A 16260-nucleotide genomic window follows, 5' to 3' on the forward strand; every position below is an offset into this window, starting at 1 on the left:
CGTGGGTTGCTCAAGTCTGCCCGCAAGCAGGAGAAAGCGGACAAGGACGCCGAAGGGCGGATGCCTCTTGTCGAGCACCTGCGTGAGCTGCGAAACCGTCTGCTGAAGTCGGTCCTGGTGATCCTCGTGATCACGGCCGTGGCGGCCTTCTTCTACAAGGACATCATCAACTTCCTGTTGAAGCCAATGCTGGATTCCGTCGGCTGTACCAACGGTGTGGTGACCCAGCGCAACGGCAAGCCCTGCGCCGACATGACGGTGAACGGCCTCATCTCGGCCTTCTCGATCGCCCTGAAGGTCTCGCTGATGTCCGGTGTGGTGCTGTCCGCGCCGATGTGGCTGTACCAGGTGTGGGCGTTCGCTGCGCCCGGTCTGCACAGCCACGAGAAGAAGTACGCGCGGAGTTTCGTCGCGGTCGGTGCGCCGCTCTTCGCAGCCGGCGCGGTGCTCGCGTACAAGATCCTTCCGCAGACCGCGACGATCCTGCTCGAGTTCACCCCCGACCATGCACGCAACCTGCTGCCGGTCGACGACTATCTCGACCTGATCGCCCGCATGGTGATCGTGTTCGGCCTGGCCTTCGAACTGCCGCTGCTGCTGATCCTGCTGAACTTCACCGGTGTCCTCACCGGTAAGCGGCTGGCGGGCTGGTGGCGTGCGTTCATCCTGAGCATCACGGTCTTCGCGGCGTTCGCCACGCCCACCGGTGACCCGCTGACCATGCTGGCGCTGGCCGCCCCGATCGTGGCCCTGTACTTCATCGCCCTCGGTATCTGCCTGCTCAACGACCGCCGACGCGCGCGCAACGATCCCGACGCGGGGCTGGACGACGACGAGGCCGCCGATCTGGACCTGACCCCGGCGCCGATCGGCGCGATGGAGCCGGTCGCGGCCCCGGCCGCGCTGCCCGGGCAGGCCGACGGCGGGCGTGAGCGGATCAACGGTTACGACGACGCCACCTGACGGGTACATTCCGGCGGGTGAGCTCTGAGATCACCCTCTTCGTCAATCCCACCGCGGGACGCGGCCGGGGCGCGCACGCCGCGCAGCCGGCCGCTTCCGCATTGCGGGCGGCCGGTTTCTCGGTGCGCAGCGTCGTCGGCGGGGACGGGCCGGACGCGCTGGCCCGGCTGCGGGCCGCGGTCCACGCGGGCACCGGAGCGGTGATCGCGGTCGGCGGCGACGGCATGGTCTCCCTGGCCCTCCAGGCCCTGGCCGGGACCGACGTGCCGCTCGGGGTGGTCGCGGTGGGCACCGGCAACGACTTCGCGCGGGCGCTGGGGCTGCCCGTACGGGAGCCCGCGCGGGCGGGGCGGCTGGCCGCCGGGGCCCTCAAGGAGGGGCGGATCCGGGAGATCGACCTCGGCCGGGTGGGGGGCACCTGGTACGGGACGGTGCTGTGCTCCGGCTTCGACTCGCGGGTCAACGACCGGGGCAACCGGATGCGGCTGCCGGCCGGGCGGTTCAAGTACGACCTGGCGATGCTCGCGGAGCTGGCCGCCTTCCGGCCCTTCCCGTACCGGATCACCCTGGACGACGGCCCGGTGATCGAGACCGAGGCCACGCTGGTGGCGGTGGGCAACGGGTCCTCGTACGGCGGCGGGATGCGGATCTGTGCGGACGCCGTGCCCGACGACGGGCTCTTCGACATCACGGTGGTGGGCGACTGCAGCCGGGCGACGCTGCTGAGGGTGTTCCCGCGCGTGTACAAGGGCACCCACCTCGACCATCCGAAGGTGACCGTCCACCGGGCGCGGAAGGTCACCCTGGAGGCGGCGGGGATCACGGCCTACGCCGACGGGGAGCCGCTGGGGCCGCTGCCGGTGACCGCCGAGTGCGTGCCGGGGGCGGTCCGGGTCTTGTCGTAGCGGGTGTCCCGCAGCCCGCTTAAATGATCGCGACTGTTGTCAGAGGTGGCGGGTAGGCTCGATCTCAAGATGACCGAAGAACTCTCACCCGCCGAGCGGTACGCCGCTGCCCGGATCCGCGCCGCCGAAGAGGCCTCTGCCCTGGCTCCCTTCCGCGAGATGTACGAATTCGATCTGGACCCGTACCAGGTCGAGGCCTGCAAGGCACTGGAGGCCGGCAAGGGCGTCCTGGTGGCCGCCCCGACCGGCTCGGGCAAGACGATCGTCGGCGAGTTCGCCGTGCACCTGGCCCTCCAGCAGGGCCGCAAGTGCTTCTACACGACGCCGATCAAGGCCCTGTCGAACCAGAAGTTCGCCGACCTCGTCAAGCGCTACGGCGCCGACAAGGTGGGTCTGCTGACCGGTGACAACAGTGTCAACTCCGAGGCGCCCGTGGTGGTGATGACCACCGAGGTGCTCCGCAACATGCTCTACGCGGGCTCGCAGTCGCTGCGGGGCCTCGGCTACGTCGTCATGGACGAGGTCCACTACCTCTCCGACCGGTTCCGCGGAGCCGTCTGGGAGGAAGTGATCATCCACCTCCCCGAGTCGGTGACCCTGGTCTCGCTGTCGGCCACCGTGTCCAACGCGGAGGAGTTCGGCGACTGGCTGGACACCGTGCGCGGCGACACCGAGGTGATCGTCTCCGAGGAGCGGCCCGTCCCGCTGTGGCAGCACGTCATGGCCGGCCGGAAGATCTACGACCTGTTCGAGGAGGAGTCCGACCACGGCGGCCGCGGCTCCGCGCGCCGGGAGGTCAATCCCGACCTGCTGCGCATGGCGCGCGAGGAGAACAGTCGTACGTACAGTCCGAAGGACCGGCGGCGCGGCAAGATGGTCCGCGAGGCCGACCGCGAGCGCGAACGGCGCTCCCGCGGCCGGATCTGGACCCCGTCGCGGCCCGAGGTCATCGCCCGTCTCGACAACGACGGGCTGCTGCCCGCGATCAACTTCATCTTCAGCCGGGCCGGCTGCGAGGCCGCCGTCCAGCAGTGCCTGTACGCGGGCCTGCGGCTCAACGACGACTCGGCGCGTCTGAAGGTCCGCGAGCTCGTCGAGGCGCGCACCGCCTCCATCCCCACCGAGGACCTGCACGTCCTGGGGTACTACGAGTGGCTCGAAGGGCTGGAGCGGGGCATCGCCGCGCACCACGCGGGGATGCTGCCGACCTTCAAGGAGGTCGTGGAGGAGCTGTTCGTCCGCGGCCTGGTCAAGGCGGTCTTCGCCACCGAGACCCTGGCGCTGGGCATCAACATGCCCGCGCGCACGGTCATCCTGGAGAAGCTCGTCAAGTGGAACGGCGAGCAGCACGCCGACATCACCCCCGGCGAGTACACGCAGCTGACCGGCCGGGCCGGGCGGCGCGGCATCGACGTCGAGGGCCATGCGGTGGTGCTGTGGCAGCGCGGGATGGACCCGGCGGGTCTGGCCGGGCTCGCGGGTACGCGTACGTATCCGCTGCGGTCCAGCTTCAAGCCCTCGTACAACATGGCGGTGAACCTGGTCAGTCAGTTCGGGCGGCACCGGTCGCGCGAGCTGCTGGAGACCTCCTTCGCGCAGTTCCAGGCCGACCGCTCGGTCGTCGGGATCTCCCGGCAGGTGCAGCGCAACGAGGAGGGCCTGGAGGGCTACCAGGAGGGCATGACCTGCCACCTGGGGAACTTCGAGGAGTACGCGCGGCTGCGCCGCGAGCTCAAGGACCGCGAGACGGACCTGGCCAAGCAGGGCGCGGCACAGCGCCGGGCGCAGGCGGCGAGTTCGCTGGAGAAGCTCAAGCCGGGTGACATCATCCACGTGCCGACCGGCAAGTTCGCCGGGCTCGCGCTGGTCCTGGACCCGGGCGTGCCGGCCGGGCGGGTGCACGGGCACCGCGGGCAGGAGTGGGCGGAGGGCCCGCGCCCGCTGGTGCTCACGGCCGAGCGGCAGGTCAAGCGGCTCGCCGCGATCGACTTCCCGGTCCCGGTCGAGGCGCTGGACCGGATGCGGATCCCCAAGACCTTCAACCAGCGTTCCCCGCAGTCCCGTCGGGACCTGGCGTCCCAGTTGCGGACGAAGGCCGGGCACATCACGCCGGAGCGGCGCACGCGCGGCCGGGCCGCGGCCGCCGACGACCGTGAGATCGCGCGGCTGCGGACCGAGCTGCGCGCGCACCCCTGTCACGGCTGTGACGAGCGTGAGGACCACGCCCGTTGGGCGGAGCGCTACTGGCGGCTGAAGCGGGACACGCAGCAGCTGGAGCGGCGCATCGAGGGGCGGACGAACACCATCGCCCGCACCTTCGACCGGATCCACGCGCTGCTCACCGAGCTGGACTACCTGCGCGAGGACGAGGTCACCGTGCACGGGAAGCGCCTGGCGCGGCTGTACGGTGAGCTCGACCTGCTGGCTTCGGAGTGTCTGCGCGCCGGGGTGTGGGAAGGGCTGAGCCCGGCCGAACTGGCCGCCTGTGTCTCGGCGCTGGTCTTCGAGGCGCGGCAGTCCGATGACGCGGTGGCGCCGAAGGTGCCGGGCGGGGCGGCGAAGGCGGCCCTGGGCGAGATGGTGCACATCTGGGGCCGGCTCGACGCGTTGGAGGAGGAGCACGGCATCAACCAGGCGGAGGGCGTGGGCCAGCGCGAGCCGGACCTCGGCTTCGCGTGGGCGGCGTACCAGTGGGCCTCCGACAAGAGCCTGGACGAGGTGCTGCGCGAGGCGGAGATGCCGGCGGGTGACTTCGTGCGCTGGTGCAAGCAGGTCATCGACGTGCTCGGTCAGATCGCGGCGGCGGCCCCCTCGGCCTCGGGCGACAGCGGGAGCACGGTGGCCCGCAACGCGCGCAAGGCCGTGGACGCGCTGCTGCGGGGTGTGGTGGCCTACAGCTCCGTCGGCTAACCGGATTTGGAGCTTCCTCTAAAAATAGGGTTGACTTGATTTGATCTCTTGCCATGATCGAATCGGCGTGCTGTGTGCGACGATCAGCTCATGAGTGGGGGATTGGCCGGGGGGCCTAAAAGGGTCGGTCGGCCGCGCGCCGACCAGGAAAGACCGGAGAGCGGCCGGCCGCCGCGCGAGGAACTCCTCTGCGCGGCGGCCGAGCTTTTCACCGTGCGGGGATATGCGGCGACCACCACCCGGGCGGTCGCCGAACGGGCTGGAATGCGCCAGGCCACGATGTACCACTACTTCGGCGGCAAGGAGGAACTCCTCGCCGAGCTGCTGGAGTCCACGGTCGCGCCCTCGCTGGTGCTGGCCCGGCAGCTGCTCGCCGACGGCAAGCGGCCGGCGGCGCGCCGACTGTGGGAGCTGTGCCGTTCCGACGTGCTGCAGCTGTGTGGAGGGCCGTACAACCTGGGGGCGCTGTACCTGCTGCCCGAGGTGGCCGGTTCGCGCTTCTCGCAGTTCCGCCGGATGCGCGAAGAACTCAGGGAGGCCTACCGGACGTTGCTCGACGCCACGTCCGTCGGTGAGGAACTGGCCGGGGACAAGGCGGGGTTGGACCTGCGCAACGACCTGGTCTTCGGGCTCATCGAGGGCGTCATGCTGATCCACCGCTCCGATCCGGAGCGTCCCGTGACGGTCTTCGCGGCGGCCACGGCGGACGCGGCCCTGCGGATCGCGGGCGTCCGCCACGAGTAGGGGCGGGTGGCAGTGCCCGGAGCGCCTAGCTGCCGGTTTCCCAGCCGGCGGGGTCGGTCCAGGCCCGGAGTTCGCGGCCGCTCTCGAAGTGGTGGGCGGTCCCGGTGACCGGGTCGGTGAAGTCCAGTACCCGGGCCAGGAGTTGCAACGGGCGGCGGTAGTCGTCCGGGGCCGGGTCCGTGACCCGCGGGTACACCGGATCGCCGAGGATCGGCACGCCGAGGGCGTTCATGTGCACCCGCAGCTGGTGGGTGCGGCCGGTGTGCGGGGTCAGCCGGTAGCGGGCCAGGCCGCCGCGGGTGTCGGCGAGCTCGATCAGGCTCTCGGCGTTCGGCTCCCCGCCGGGGACCTCGACCGCGGCCATGACCCCGCGCGTCTTCTCGATCCGGCTGCGGACCGTACGGGGGAAGACCAGCGCCGGATCGTGGGCCGCGAGGGCCTCGTACTCCTTGTGCACCTCGCGCCGCTGGAAGAGGAGCTGGTAGGCGCCGCGGTCCTCGGGCCGGACGCTGAACATGACCAGCCCCGCGGTCAGCCGGTCCAGCCGGTGCGCAGGGCTGAGCTCCGGCAGGTCCAGCTCCTCGCGGAGCCGGGCCAGGGCGGTCTGCGTGACGTGGCTGCCGCGCGGGGTGGTCGCCAGGAAGTGCGGCTTGTCCACCACCAGCAGGTGCGGATCGCGGTGCACCACGCGCAGCGCGAAGGGGACGACCGGCTCGGGCTCCATGTCCCGGTGGAACCACAGGTACCCGCCGGGCTCGTACGGGTCCCCCGCGCGCAGCACCCGCCCGCCGGGCCCGAGCACCCGGCCGCCGGCCAGCAGGTGCGCGATGGAGTCCGCGCCGCGGGTGCCCGCGTACCGGGCGGTGAGGTAGGCGCCGAGATCCGGCCACATCCCCTCGGGATCGGCGGGCAGCCGCAGGCGCACGGGGTCGATTCCGGCGCGCTGGGGGAGCGGCGAGGGGGGTACCTGGGCTCTGCGTCTCATCGGGGACAGGCTATGCCGCTACTCCTGGGTGAAGGTGCCCAGGTGGGTGGCGTCGAGGTACTCGACGCGGAGCGTGCCGTCGGCGAAGGTCACCCCGGTGCGGCCGACCGCGTTCTCGCCGGTCGTCTCGAAGCTGAACGTGTTCCCGTCGTAGTGGGTGAGCGGGAAGCGCAGCGGCTTCGGGCCGAGGGAGAGGGTGAGCGCGCCGTCGGCGGCGGCGGTGACGGTGGCCTTGCCGTAGTACGGGTTGTCGTAGGTTCCGGTGTAACTCGCGCTGTCCTGGGCCGGCTTCGCTCCGGCGGGCGGGTCGGCGTAGTCGGTGGGGGAGCGGCTCGCGTCGTCCAGTTGCGCGTACAGCGCGGAGGTCAGGGCGAGCCAGTCGGTGGTGGCCTTGCCGTGCTCGGCGAAGTCGAAGAAGTCGAGGGCGATGGCGTCCGCGACGCCGACCGGCCGTCCGTTGGTGAGGACGACGACGCCGAGCTCCTCCAGCGGGAGCATGGTCACATTGGTGTTGGCGCCGAGGTCGAAGGCGCCGGAGTGGCTCAGGCGCAGCCGGCCGGCGTCGTCGTAGGAGACGTTCCAGCCCAGCCCGTAGAAGCCGGTGCGGTTGGCGGGCGGGGCGGGCGGCTGCGACAGGATCTGCGGGAGGTGGGTGGTGGCGAGGGTGTCGGCCGGGATGATCCGCTTCCCGTCGAGGGTGCCTTCGGCGAGCTGGAGCCGCAGCCAGCGGGACATGTCGCGGGCCGAGGAACTCACGCCGCCGGCCGGCGCCTGGGCGTCGGGGTCGCGGACGAAGCGGGGGCTCCAGGTGCCGTCAGGGTTATTCACGTGAGTGGCGGCGTGGTTCGGGGCCTGCGCGAAAGCGGAGAACTCGGTGCTGGTGCTGGTCATCCCGGCGGGCTTGAACAGGGTGTCCGCGGCGAGCTTCTGCCAGCTGGTGCCCTTGGCGCGGGCGATGGCCTCGGCGCCGGCCGTGAACCCGAAGTTGGTGTAGGCGTAGCTCGCGCGGAAGGGGGAGAGCGGCTGGAGGCGGAGGTGGTCGAGGATGTACGCCTGGTCGTAGCCGAGGTCTTCGAGCAGGTCGCCGGCATGGTCGGGGAGGCCGCTGCGGTGGGAGAGGAGGTCGGCCGTCGTCACGTGCCCGGTGACCCAGGGGTCCTTGAGGGAGAACCCGGGGAGCGGCTCGTGGCGGTCCCACTGGACGGGGTCGGTGAGGGCGCCGGCCACGATCGTGGAGGAGATCGGCTTGGAGAGCGAGGCGATCTGGAAGACGGTGTCGGGGTCGATCTTCGCGCTCTCGCCGGTGCGGCGGACGCCGAAGCCCCTGAGGTGGATCACCTCGTCGTCGTGGACGACGGCCACGGAGATGCCGGGGACGCCGGTGCGGCGCATCATGTCCGCGACGGTCTGGTCGAGGCGGGCGATGGCCTTGTCGACCGCCTCGTCGCTGATCTGCGGTTTCGGCGCGGGGGGCGGGCTGGGGGCGGCGGCTGCCGTTGCCGCTCCCGTGGCCAGAAGTACGGCCGTGCCGGCTGCCCCGATCACGCGGAGCGTGCGCATGTGGCCATTGTCCTGCCAGTGCGGTGGAACCGCGCGGGGGCCGGTGCGGCGCCGGGGCGGAGCCCCGGTAGCGCGGAGCCCGCGGGTCAGGCGGCGGTGGCGTGGTCCTGTTCGGCTTCCACCGCGGCGTTCCAGTCGCGCTTGATCGCGCGCCAGCCCTCGTCCGTCTCGCCCAGGCGCCAGTAGCCCGAGATCGACAGGCGTTCGCGCGGGATGCCCCGCTCCAGGCGGAGGTGGTGGCGGAGTGCCTTGACGAAGCCCGCTTCGCCGTGGACGAAGGCGTGGACGTCCGGGGAGGGGAAGCGGAGGGCTCTGACGGCCTCCACCAGGGCCTCGCCGACCGGGCGGTCGCCGCGGTGGACCCAGACCGGGGCGACCCCGTCCGGGGTGGCGATCTTCTGCTCGTCGGCCGGGCCCTCGACCTCCACGAAGGCGTGCACCCGTGCGCCCGCCGGCATCCGCTCCATCGTCGCGGCGATGGCGGGGAGCGCGCTTTCGTCGCCCACCAGGAGGTGCCAGTCGGCCGTCCGGTCCGGGGCGTACGCGCCGCCCGGGCCGAGGAAGCGCACGAGTTCGCCGGGCAGGGCCCGCGCCGCCCAGGGGCCGGCCAGGCCCTCGTCGCCGTGGACGACGAAGTCGAGGGTCAGCTCCATGCGCGCCGGGTCCCAGCTCCGTACGGTGTACGCGCGCTGGCGCGGCCACTGGTCGCGCGGGTACTCGGCGCGGATCCGCTCCAGGTCCCACGGTTCGGGGTAGGTGACGCCCTGCGGAGGGAAGAGGAGTTTGACGTAATGGTCCGTGAACTCGCCCGCGCCGAAACCTTGCAGGCCCTCGCCGCCCAGCACGATCCGGACCATGTGCGGCGTGAGCCGCTCGGTGCGGACGACTGCGGCGGTGCCGACGGTACGGGCACGTCCTTCTGCCACGGTGTCTCCCCTGACTTCCACGAAACTTAGCCTTACCTAAGTTAGCACCTCACGCGCGCAACGCACCGCTCAACCGGGACACTGCGCCTCCCAGACCCCACCGATGGGCTAGCGCGTCCACCAGTTCGGGCTGTGCGGGGGCCTTCGGAAGGGCCGGGTCGAAGGCCGGCAGCGGGACGTCCGAGGCCACCTGGACCACCTTCGGGGCCACCGCCAGGTAGGGCCGGGATTCGTCCAGGCGCTTGCGCTGGGTGGGGGTCAGCTTCGACTTCGGGTCGTCGATCGCCGCGATGATCCCGGCCAGGTCCCCGTACGCGTCCAGCAGCTTGGCCGCCGTCTTCTCGCCGATGCCCGGCACCCCCGGCAGGCCGTCGCTCGGGTCCCCGCGCAGCAGCGCCAGGTCCGCGTAGCCGGGGCCGTCCACCCCGTACTTCTCGCGCAGCCAGGCCTCGTCCGTCACCTGGAGGGTGCCCACGCCCTTGAGGGGGTAGAGCACGCGGCGCTGCCGGGCGTCGTCCACCAGCTGGTAGAGGTCCCGGTCGCCCGTGACGATGTCCACCGGGCCACTAGCACGGGCCGTTAGGGTGCCGATCACGTCGTCCGCCTCGTACCCGGCGACGCCCACCCGGGCGATGCCGAAGGCGTCCAGCGCGGTCTCGATGATGGGGACCTGGGGGGCGAGGGTGTCCGGGGTCTCCTCGACGTCGGGTCCGCTCTCGGTCTCCTCGGCGACCCGGTGGGCCTTGTAGGAAGGGATCAGCTCCACTCGCCAGTGCGGTCTCCAGTCGGCGTCCATGCACGCCACGAGATCGTCGGGGCGGTGGTCCTGGACCAGCCGTCCGATGAAGTCGAGCAGCCCGCGGACGGCGTTGACCGGGGTCCCGTCGGGGGCCTTCACGGAGTCCGGCACACCGAAGTACGCGCGGTAGTAGAGGGAGGCGGTGTCCAGGAGCATCAGGCGTCGTGTCGTCGTCACGGTGACGATGATGCCGCAATGCGGCCGCTGGGCCGGGTGGGAAGTCCCGCCACGGATGGTGAACGGGTGCCTACCCGGTACGCACGGGAATGCCGTGCACGCGAAACCCGGGGCGGTTGCTGCGTAAGGTGCTTACAGCACACCGATGTGCGACGGACAAGGGGAGGGCAGCCCCGACATGAACGACAGGGACGGCAAGGGCGACCAGGGCGACGGGATCGACAGGAACGACAAGGACGCCGACAAGGACGGCAAGGAACCGCTCCGGGTGGGCGTGGCCGTGCGCAAGCGGCGCCGCGCGCTGCACCTGACGCTCGCCGCGGTGTCGGCGCGCAGCGGTCTGTCGGTGCCCTTCCTCAGCCAGATAGAGAACGAGCGGGCCCGGCCCAGCATGCGGTCCCTGGAACGGGTCGCGGACGCGCTGGAGACCACGGCCGTCGAGCTGCTCGCCGCCTCCGACACCGCCCGTACGGTGGACCTCGTACGGGCCGGAGACGAATCGGGGCTCACCCCGGTGCCGGGTGTCCGGCCCCTCGTGCGTGGTCACCACCAGCTGCACGCGCTGGAGTTCACCGGGGACCAGGACGCGGGGCGCGAGTACCAGCACCGCAACGACGAGCTGATGTACGTGGTCGCGGGCGCCTGTCAGGTGGAGGCGGAGGGGCGGGCGTACCGGCTGGAGAGCGGCGACGCGCTGTTCCTGTCCGGAGGGGTGCGCCACCGCTGGCGGTCGGTCACCGAGGACACGAAGATCCTGGTGGTCGCGGTGGGCGACCACATCCACGCCACGTCCGAGCCGCCGTCCCCCGGGCGCTGAGCGGCGTGCGGCGGGTCGTCTCGCTGGTGCCGTCGCTGACCGAGGCGGTCGCGGTGAGTGCACCGGGGCTGCTGGTCGGTGTCACAGACTGGTGCACGCACCCCGCCGATCTCGGCGGCGCGGTGCGGATCGGGGGGACCAAGAACCCCGATGTGCGGGAGATCGTACGGCTGCGCCCGGACCTGGTGATCGCCAACGAGGAGGAGAACCGGGCCCCCGACCTGGCGGACCTGCGCGCGGCCGGGGTGGAGGTGCTGGTTACCGAGGTACGAGACCTGCCGCAGGCGCTGCGCGAGCTGGACCGGGTGCTGGTGGGGGCGCTGGGGCTGACGAGGCCCGGATGGCTGGCGGATGCGGAGCGGGCGTGGGCCCGGGTGGAGCCGGTCGGCTCGCGGACCGCCTTCGTCCCTGTGTGGCGGCGGCCTTGGATGGTGCTCGGCCGCGACACTTTCGCGGGGGACCTGCTGGGGCGTCTCGGCGTGCGCAACGCGTACGCGGGGCACCCGGAGCGCTACCCCCGGGTGCCGGTGGAAGAGCTCGTGGCCAGTGGCTGCGATCTGGTGGTGCTTCCCGACGAGCCGTACCGCTTCACGGCCGGGGACGGCCCCGAAGCCTTCCCCGGCCTTCCCGCCGCCCTGATCAGTGGCCGCCACCTGACCTGGTACGGGCCTTCGCTGGCCGAGGCGCCGCGGGTCCTGGCGGCGGCGCTGCGCGCGGCGGGCTGACGTCCGCGGGGCCGGGCCCGGCTGATCGGGACCCGGCCCGCGGGAGATCCGCTAGCGCGAGGCGGCCTGGAGGGGAGCGGCGAGCAGGCGGCCGGAGAACAGGCCGCGCAGGGTGTGGGCGGCGGCCAGGAGCCAGGCGGTCAGCAGGGCGAGGAAGAGGGCGGTCGCGAGCCAGGCGAAGGCGGTCAGGCCGGTGTGCCGGGCCAGGCCGGCGGCGCCGGTGACGCAGGTGCCGACGGGGAAGGTCAGCGCCCACCAGGTCATCGCGAAGCCCATGCCGTCACGGGCCGCCCGGACCAGCATCGCGGCCGAGAGGGCCAGCCACAGCAGCGCGAATCCCATCACGGGGACCCCGTAGACCACGGCGAAGGCGCCGAGCGCCCCGGCGTAGGGGGCGCCGATCGACTGGGGGGCCATGTCGGCGAGCTGGTTCACGGCGGTGGTCGACTGGCCGAGGGGGCCCAGGACCAGGAAGAGGGTGGGGGTCATGGCCAGGGGGAGGGGACCGCCCACGATCAGCCGGCCGAAGACCAGGGGGAGCATCAGCAGGGTGGCGAACAGGCTGATGCCGAACATCGCGTAGCAGGCGAGCAGCATGGCCTCGCGGGGCTGCCCGGCGGGCAGGTGGGGTATCAGGAGGGGGCCGAGGGCCGCCGAGACCATGGGGGATACGAGGGGCAGCAGCCAGGCGGGGGCAGCCTGGCGGGGCTCGACCTTGTGGCGGACCACCATCAGGTAGGGCACGGCCACGGCGATGACCAGGCCGATGGCGGTGCCGGCGGTGAAGAGCACGGTGTCCACGGCGACGGCGGCGTCGATTCCGATGAGGTCCTTGCCCACGATCAGGGCGCCGCCGCCGACGGCCAGCAGGGCCATCGAGAGGCAGCCGTAGAAGGGGGCGACCGCCGGGTCGAGGAGGTGGGCGCGGGCCTGGTCGCGGTGGTGGAGCCAGTGGCCGGCGCGGGCGGTGAGCAGGACGGCGAGGACCACGGCGGACAGCGCCCAGACGAGCTGGCAGGCCACGCGCTGACCGGGGAGCTGGTACGGGAGGGTCGCGCCGGCGTTGGCGATGATCGCCGTGCCCATGACGGAGGCGTACCAGTTGGGGCCGAGGTGCCGGAGCGCGGGGGCCTTGTGGGCTCGGAGCTCGGGCTGGGGTTCGGTGAGGGTGCGGGGTCGCACGAGGGTGGTGGCCATGGATCCAGCGTCGCCGCAGGTGGGAGCGGGCGGCAGAGGTCATCTCGCTATAAGGCCATAAACTGATGTTATGGGTGAAGAGGAGTGGGTGCCGCTCGCGCACCGGGTGCCGGACCTGGGCGCGCTGGAGCTGCTGCTGGAGGTCGCGCGGGTCGGCAGCCTGAGCGGGGCGGCCCGGAGGCTGGGCATCACCCAGCCGGCGGCCAGCAGCCGGATCCGGGCGATGGAGACCCGGCTCGGGGTGGCCCTGGTCGACCGCTCGCCGCGGGGGTCGACGCTGACGGCGGAGGGCGCGCTGGTCACGGACTGGGCCCGGCGGGTGGTGGAGGCGGCGGAGGCCTTCGACGCGGGGGCGCAGGCGCTGCGGGGCCGGCGGGACTCGCGGCTGAGGGTCGCGGCCAGCATGACGATCGCGGAGTACCTGCTGCCCGGGTGGCTGATCGCGTTGCGCGGGCAGCGGCCGGACACGGCGGTGTCCCTGCACGCGGGGAACTCCGCGGTGGTCGCGCAGCGGGTGCTCACGCACGAGGCCGACGTCGGCTTCGTGGAGGGGCTGACGGTGCCGGAAGGGCTCGACTCGGCGGTGATCGCGCAGGACCGGCTCGTGGTGGCGGTGGCGCCGGGGCACGCGTGGGCGAAGCGGGCGCGGGCGGTGGAGGCGGCGGAACTGGCGTCCACGCCGCTGATCCTGCGGGAACGGGGGTCCGGGACGCGGCAGGTGCTGGACGCCGCGCTGGCCTCGGCCGGCGGGCTGGCGGCTCCGCTGCTCGAACTGGCGTCGACCACCGCGGTGAAGGCGGCGGCGCTGAGCGGGGCGGGGCCGTGCGTGCTGTCCGAGCTGGCGGTGGGGGACGAGCTGGCGGCGCGCCGGCTGGTGGAGGTCCCGGTGGCGGGCGCCGCGCTGGGCCGGGCCCTGCGGGCGGTCTGGCCGGCCGGTGCCCGTCCTGCGGGGCCGGCGCGGGATCTGCTGTCGCTGACCCGGCGCCGGCCGTAGCCGAGGCCCGTGCCGGGTGCGGCGCCGTTGCCCGGGGCGCTGCCGGTTGCCGGGCTCAAGGATCCGGGGCTCCGCCCCGTACCCCGCTCCTCAAACGCCGGACGGGCTGGATATTGCCGGCGTCAGCCTGGAAGTGCGCGCAGCGCAACCAGGGCCCAGTCGGGCTGGATTGCCCGCAGGGCAATTCCAGTCTCGCCGGCGTTTGAGGCGTGGGGGTCCCCCCGGACGGAGTCCGGGGGAGGGCCTGGGGCGGAGCCCCAGGTCTTTGAGGCGCGCCGACGGGTGAGGCGGGGTTACGCGACCGGGAGGGGCGCTAGGGCGGTGGCTTCGATGAAGGAGGCCATGACCCGGGTGTCCTTGTCGCGTTCCGGGTGCCACTGGACGCCCACGACCCAGCGGTCCGGGAGTTCGATGGCCTCCACCGTGCCGTCGACGGCATACGCCGAGACGATCAGGCCGCGGCCCAGGCGGTCGACGGCCTGGTGGTGGTAGGTCGGGACCTCCGCCTCCTCGGGGACGAGGGAGGCGTACCGCGTGCCGGGGACCGGGCGGACCGGGTGCCAGCCGGTGACGCCCGGGGTGTCCACGTGGCCGTCGATGTGCTGGATCAGCGTGCCGCCCAGGGCCACGTTCAGCGCCTGCATGCCCCGGCAGATGCCCAGGATCGGGGTGCCCGCGTCAAGGGCCGCCGCGATCAGGGCGAGTTCCCACTGGTCGCGGACCGTGGCCGGGGCGCCCGTGCGCGGGTCCCGTACCGCCCCGTAGTTCACCGGGTCCACGTCCGGGCCGCCCGCGACGACCAGGCCGTCCACCCGGCTCAGCACCTCTGCCGCCGACGCGGGTTCGTCCGGCGGGAGCAGGACGGCCGCGCCGCCCGCCGCCTGGACGAGTTCGTAGTACCCGGACGGTACGAGGGACGTCGGGAGGTCCCAGACGCCGTAGCGGGTGGATTCCTCGACGTAGGTGGTGATGCCGATGAGCGGCCTGGGCACGTTCCGTACCTCCAGAGGGGGCGGGCGAGGGGGCGTACAGGGGCAGGGTTTCAGTCGCGGGTCAGTTCCGCCTCGGCTTCCGCCAGAGCCGCGAACTCCTCCTCGGGGGCCGAGGCCACCAGGTGGTGCCGACTGTAGAACGCGAAGTACGCCAGGGCGACGGCGTACACGGCGAGCGCGATGAAGGCCGCGTCCTTGTCCACCAGGAAGGTGGCGACCAGGGCCGAGAGGGCGAGTACGAAGGCCACCGAGGAGGTCGCCATCCCGCCCGGGGTCCGGTACGGCCGCTCCAGGCCCGGCTCCCGGCGGCGCAGCACGATGTGTGAGAGGGCCATCAGGGCGTAGGAGATGGTCGCGCCGAAGACCGCGATGTTGAGCATCCGCGCGCCGTCCCCGGTGGCCGCGGCGAGGGCGAAGCCGATCGCGCCGGGGATGACCAGACCCAGGTACGGGGCCTTGCGCTTCGAGGTCAGCGACAGGAAGCGGGGCAGGTAGCCGGCCCGGGAGAGGGCGAACAGCTGGCGCGAGCCCGCGTAGATGAGGGAGAAGAAGGAGGCCACCAGGCCGGCGAGGCCGGCGTAGTTCACGAACCGGCTCAGCGCGGTCGGGCCGCCGTCCCCCTCCAAAGCCACGACGAGGGGGTTGCCTGCGGCCTTGACGGCGTCCGCGCCCTGCGCGCCCGTCGCGGCGAAGAAGGTGATCAGCGCCAGCAGGGTGAGGACGCCCATGGAGATGGCGAGCGCCTTCGGCATGGAGCGGACCGGGTCCTTGGCCTCCTCGGCGGCCAGCGGTACGCCTTCCACGCCGAGGAAGAACCACATGCCGAACGGGAACGCCGCCCAGATGCCCAGCACGCCCAGCGGCAGCCAGGAGTTCGACCCGAAGGCCTCCGGGTCGACCGGGATGTCGTTGAGGCCCTCGGCGCTGAACTCGGTGAAGGCGCCCACCGCGAAGATCAGCAGCGCGGCCACGGCTACGGCGGTCACGACGAGGCTGAAGCGCAGCGCCTCGCCGACGCCCCACAGGTGCACGCCGATGAAGATCACGAAGCAGCCGAGGTAGACCGGCCAGCCCGAGGTGAGGCCGAAGAGGCCGAGGGACTCCACGTAGTCGCCGATGAAGATGACGATCGCGGCCGGGGCGAGGATGTACTCGATGAGGATCGCGGTGCCGGTGAGGAAGCCGCCCCAGGGGCCCAGCGCGCGGCGGGCGAAGCCGTATCCGCCGCCCGCCGTGGGCAGGATGGTGGAGAGCTCGGCGAGGGAGAAGACCAGGCAGGCGTACATCGCGCCCATGAGGACGGTGGCGATGGCGAGGCCGCCGAAGCCGCCCTTGTCGAGGCCGACGTTCCAGCCGGAGAAGTCCCCGGAGACGACGTACGCGACACCGAGGCCGGTCAGGAGCAGCCAGCCGGCGCTGCCGCGGCGGAGCGTGCGGCGCTCCAGGTAGTCGTCCGGTCCGTCGCTCCCGCCGTCGGGGGACTTGGTGGGTGCGGGCACGGCTGTCAGCCGTGCCTCGATGTCGTCGGCCATCGTGCGCTCCTGCCTGCGGGCAATGCTGCAATGG

General features: G+C 72.4%; 14 protein-coding genes. 7 read left to right on the forward strand and 7 right to left on the reverse strand.

Features of this window, described 5'->3' with window-relative positions; all coding sequences use genetic code 11:
• Positions 1-6: 6 nt before the first annotated feature.
• From tatC to OG625_RS30960, 4 genes are all read left to right on the forward strand, one after another.
• Positions 7-963: a twin-arginine translocase subunit TatC gene (tatC, locus tag OG625_RS30945; RefSeq protein ID WP_329387582.1), complete on the forward strand. Its 957-nt coding sequence runs from the start codon at positions 7-9 to the stop codon at positions 961-963.
• 17 nt (positions 964-980) lie between these two features.
• A complete protein-coding gene (locus OG625_RS30950) occupies positions 981-1868 on the forward strand; it encodes a diacylglycerol kinase (RefSeq protein WP_329387584.1) in 888 nt (295 codons plus the stop codon).
• A 69-nt stretch (positions 1869-1937) separates the two neighbouring features.
• Positions 1938-4778, forward strand: a complete 2841-nt coding sequence (locus OG625_RS30955; RefSeq protein WP_329387586.1) for a DEAD/DEAH box helicase — start codon at positions 1938-1940, stop codon at positions 4776-4778.
• Between the two features lie 90 nt (positions 4779-4868).
• A complete protein-coding gene (locus OG625_RS30960) occupies positions 4869-5522 on the forward strand; it encodes a TetR/AcrR family transcriptional regulator (protein WP_329387588.1) in 654 nt (217 codons plus the stop codon).
• Between the two features lie 25 nt (positions 5523-5547).
• On the opposite strand, the gene OG625_RS30965 is transcribed toward OG625_RS30960, so the two are convergent.
• The 4 genes from OG625_RS30965 to OG625_RS30980 all read right to left on the reverse strand — a co-directional run bounded on the left by OG625_RS30965 (position 5548) and on the right by OG625_RS30980 (position 9948).
• Entirely contained in the window at positions 5548-6507 is a 960-nt protein-coding gene (locus tag OG625_RS30965; protein ID WP_329387591.1) for an RluA family pseudouridine synthase, read from the reverse strand.
• An 18-nt stretch (positions 6508-6525) separates the two neighbouring features.
• Positions 6526-8067: a serine hydrolase gene (locus tag OG625_RS30970; protein WP_329387593.1), complete on the reverse strand. Its 1542-nt coding sequence runs from the start codon at positions 8065-8067 to the stop codon at positions 6526-6528.
• An 86-nt stretch (positions 8068-8153) separates the two neighbouring features.
• Positions 8154-8993 (reverse strand): siderophore-interacting protein, encoded by an 840-nt coding sequence (locus OG625_RS30975; protein ID WP_329387596.1) that lies wholly within the window; start codon positions 8991-8993, stop codon positions 8154-8156.
• A gap of 49 nt (positions 8994-9042) precedes the next feature.
• Positions 9043-9948, reverse strand: coding sequence for a 5'-3' exonuclease (locus tag OG625_RS30980; protein WP_329391130.1), 906 nt, complete (start codon positions 9946-9948; stop codon positions 9043-9045).
• 199 nt (positions 9949-10147) lie between these two features.
• Here OG625_RS30980 and OG625_RS30985 point away from each other — a divergent pair, with 199 nt between their 5' ends.
• On the forward strand, positions 10148-10786 hold the full coding sequence (locus OG625_RS30985; RefSeq protein ID WP_329387598.1) for a helix-turn-helix domain-containing protein: 639 nt from the start codon (positions 10148-10150) through the stop codon (positions 10784-10786).
• Between the two features lie 5 nt (positions 10787-10791).
• The gene (locus OG625_RS30990; protein WP_443067812.1) at positions 10792-11511 is read left to right on the forward strand and encodes a helical backbone metal receptor; all 720 of its coding nucleotides are present in this window, start codon (positions 10792-10794) and stop codon (positions 11509-11511) included.
• A gap of 51 nt (positions 11512-11562) precedes the next feature.
• On the opposite strand, the gene OG625_RS30995 is transcribed toward OG625_RS30990, so the two are convergent.
• Positions 11563-12708, reverse strand: coding sequence for a TDT family transporter (locus tag OG625_RS30995; RefSeq protein ID WP_329387601.1), 1146 nt, complete (start codon positions 12706-12708; stop codon positions 11563-11565).
• 70 nt (positions 12709-12778) lie between these two features.
• Between OG625_RS30995 and OG625_RS31000 the strand changes: the two genes are divergently transcribed.
• Positions 12779-13702, forward strand: a complete 924-nt coding sequence (locus tag OG625_RS31000; protein ID WP_329387603.1) for a LysR family transcriptional regulator — start codon at positions 12779-12781, stop codon at positions 13700-13702.
• 293 nt (positions 13703-13995) lie between these two features.
• Here OG625_RS31000 and OG625_RS31005 read toward each other — a convergent pair whose 3' ends face one another.
• Together OG625_RS31005 and eat are read right to left on the reverse strand one after the other, a co-directional pair.
• The gene (locus tag OG625_RS31005) at positions 13996-14694 is read right to left on the reverse strand and encodes a gamma-glutamyl-gamma-aminobutyrate hydrolase family protein (RefSeq protein WP_329387605.1); all 699 of its coding nucleotides are present in this window, start codon (positions 14692-14694) and stop codon (positions 13996-13998) included.
• Positions 14695-14744: 50 nt separating this feature from the next.
• On the reverse strand, positions 14745-16226 hold the full coding sequence (eat, locus tag OG625_RS31010) for an ethanolamine permease (protein WP_329387607.1): 1482 nt from the start codon (positions 16224-16226) through the stop codon (positions 14745-14747).
• Between the last annotated feature and the right edge of the window lie 34 nt (positions 16227-16260).

It is taken from the genome of Streptomyces sp. NBC_01351, assembly GCF_036237315.1.
GTDB lineage: Bacteria > Actinomycetota > Actinomycetes > Streptomycetales > Streptomycetaceae > Streptomyces.

Bases quoted from the DNA above. Each gene is read 5' to 3' on its own strand.
- OG625_RS30965 (WP_329387591.1), bottom strand. From the start codon at position 6,507: ATGAGACGCAGAGCCCAGGTACCCCCCTCGCCGCTCCCCCAGCGCGCC.
- OG625_RS30980 (WP_329391130.1), bottom strand. From the start codon at position 9,948: ATGCTCCTGGACACCGCCTCCCTCTACTACCGCGCGTACTTCGGTGTG.
- OG625_RS31000 (WP_329387603.1), top strand. From the start codon at position 12,779: ATGGGTGAAGAGGAGTGGGTGCCGCTCGCGCACCGGGTGCCGGACCTG.
- eat (WP_329387607.1), bottom strand. From the start codon at position 16,226: ATGGCCGACGACATCGAGGCACGGCTGACAGCCGTGCCCGCACCCACC.
- OG625_RS30955 (WP_329387586.1), top strand. From the start codon at position 1,938: ATGACCGAAGAACTCTCACCCGCCGAGCGGTACGCCGCTGCCCGGATC.
- OG625_RS30970 (WP_329387593.1), bottom strand. From the start codon at position 8,067: ATGCGCACGCTCCGCGTGATCGGGGCAGCCGGCACGGCCGTACTTCTG.
- OG625_RS30960 (WP_329387588.1), top strand. From the start codon at position 4,869: ATGAGTGGGGGATTGGCCGGGGGGCCTAAAAGGGTCGGTCGGCCGCGC.
- OG625_RS30985 (WP_329387598.1), top strand. From the start codon at position 10,148: ATGAACGACAGGGACGGCAAGGGCGACCAGGGCGACGGGATCGACAGG.
- OG625_RS30995 (WP_329387601.1), bottom strand. From the start codon at position 12,708: ATGGCCACCACCCTCGTGCGACCCCGCACCCTCACCGAACCCCAGCCC.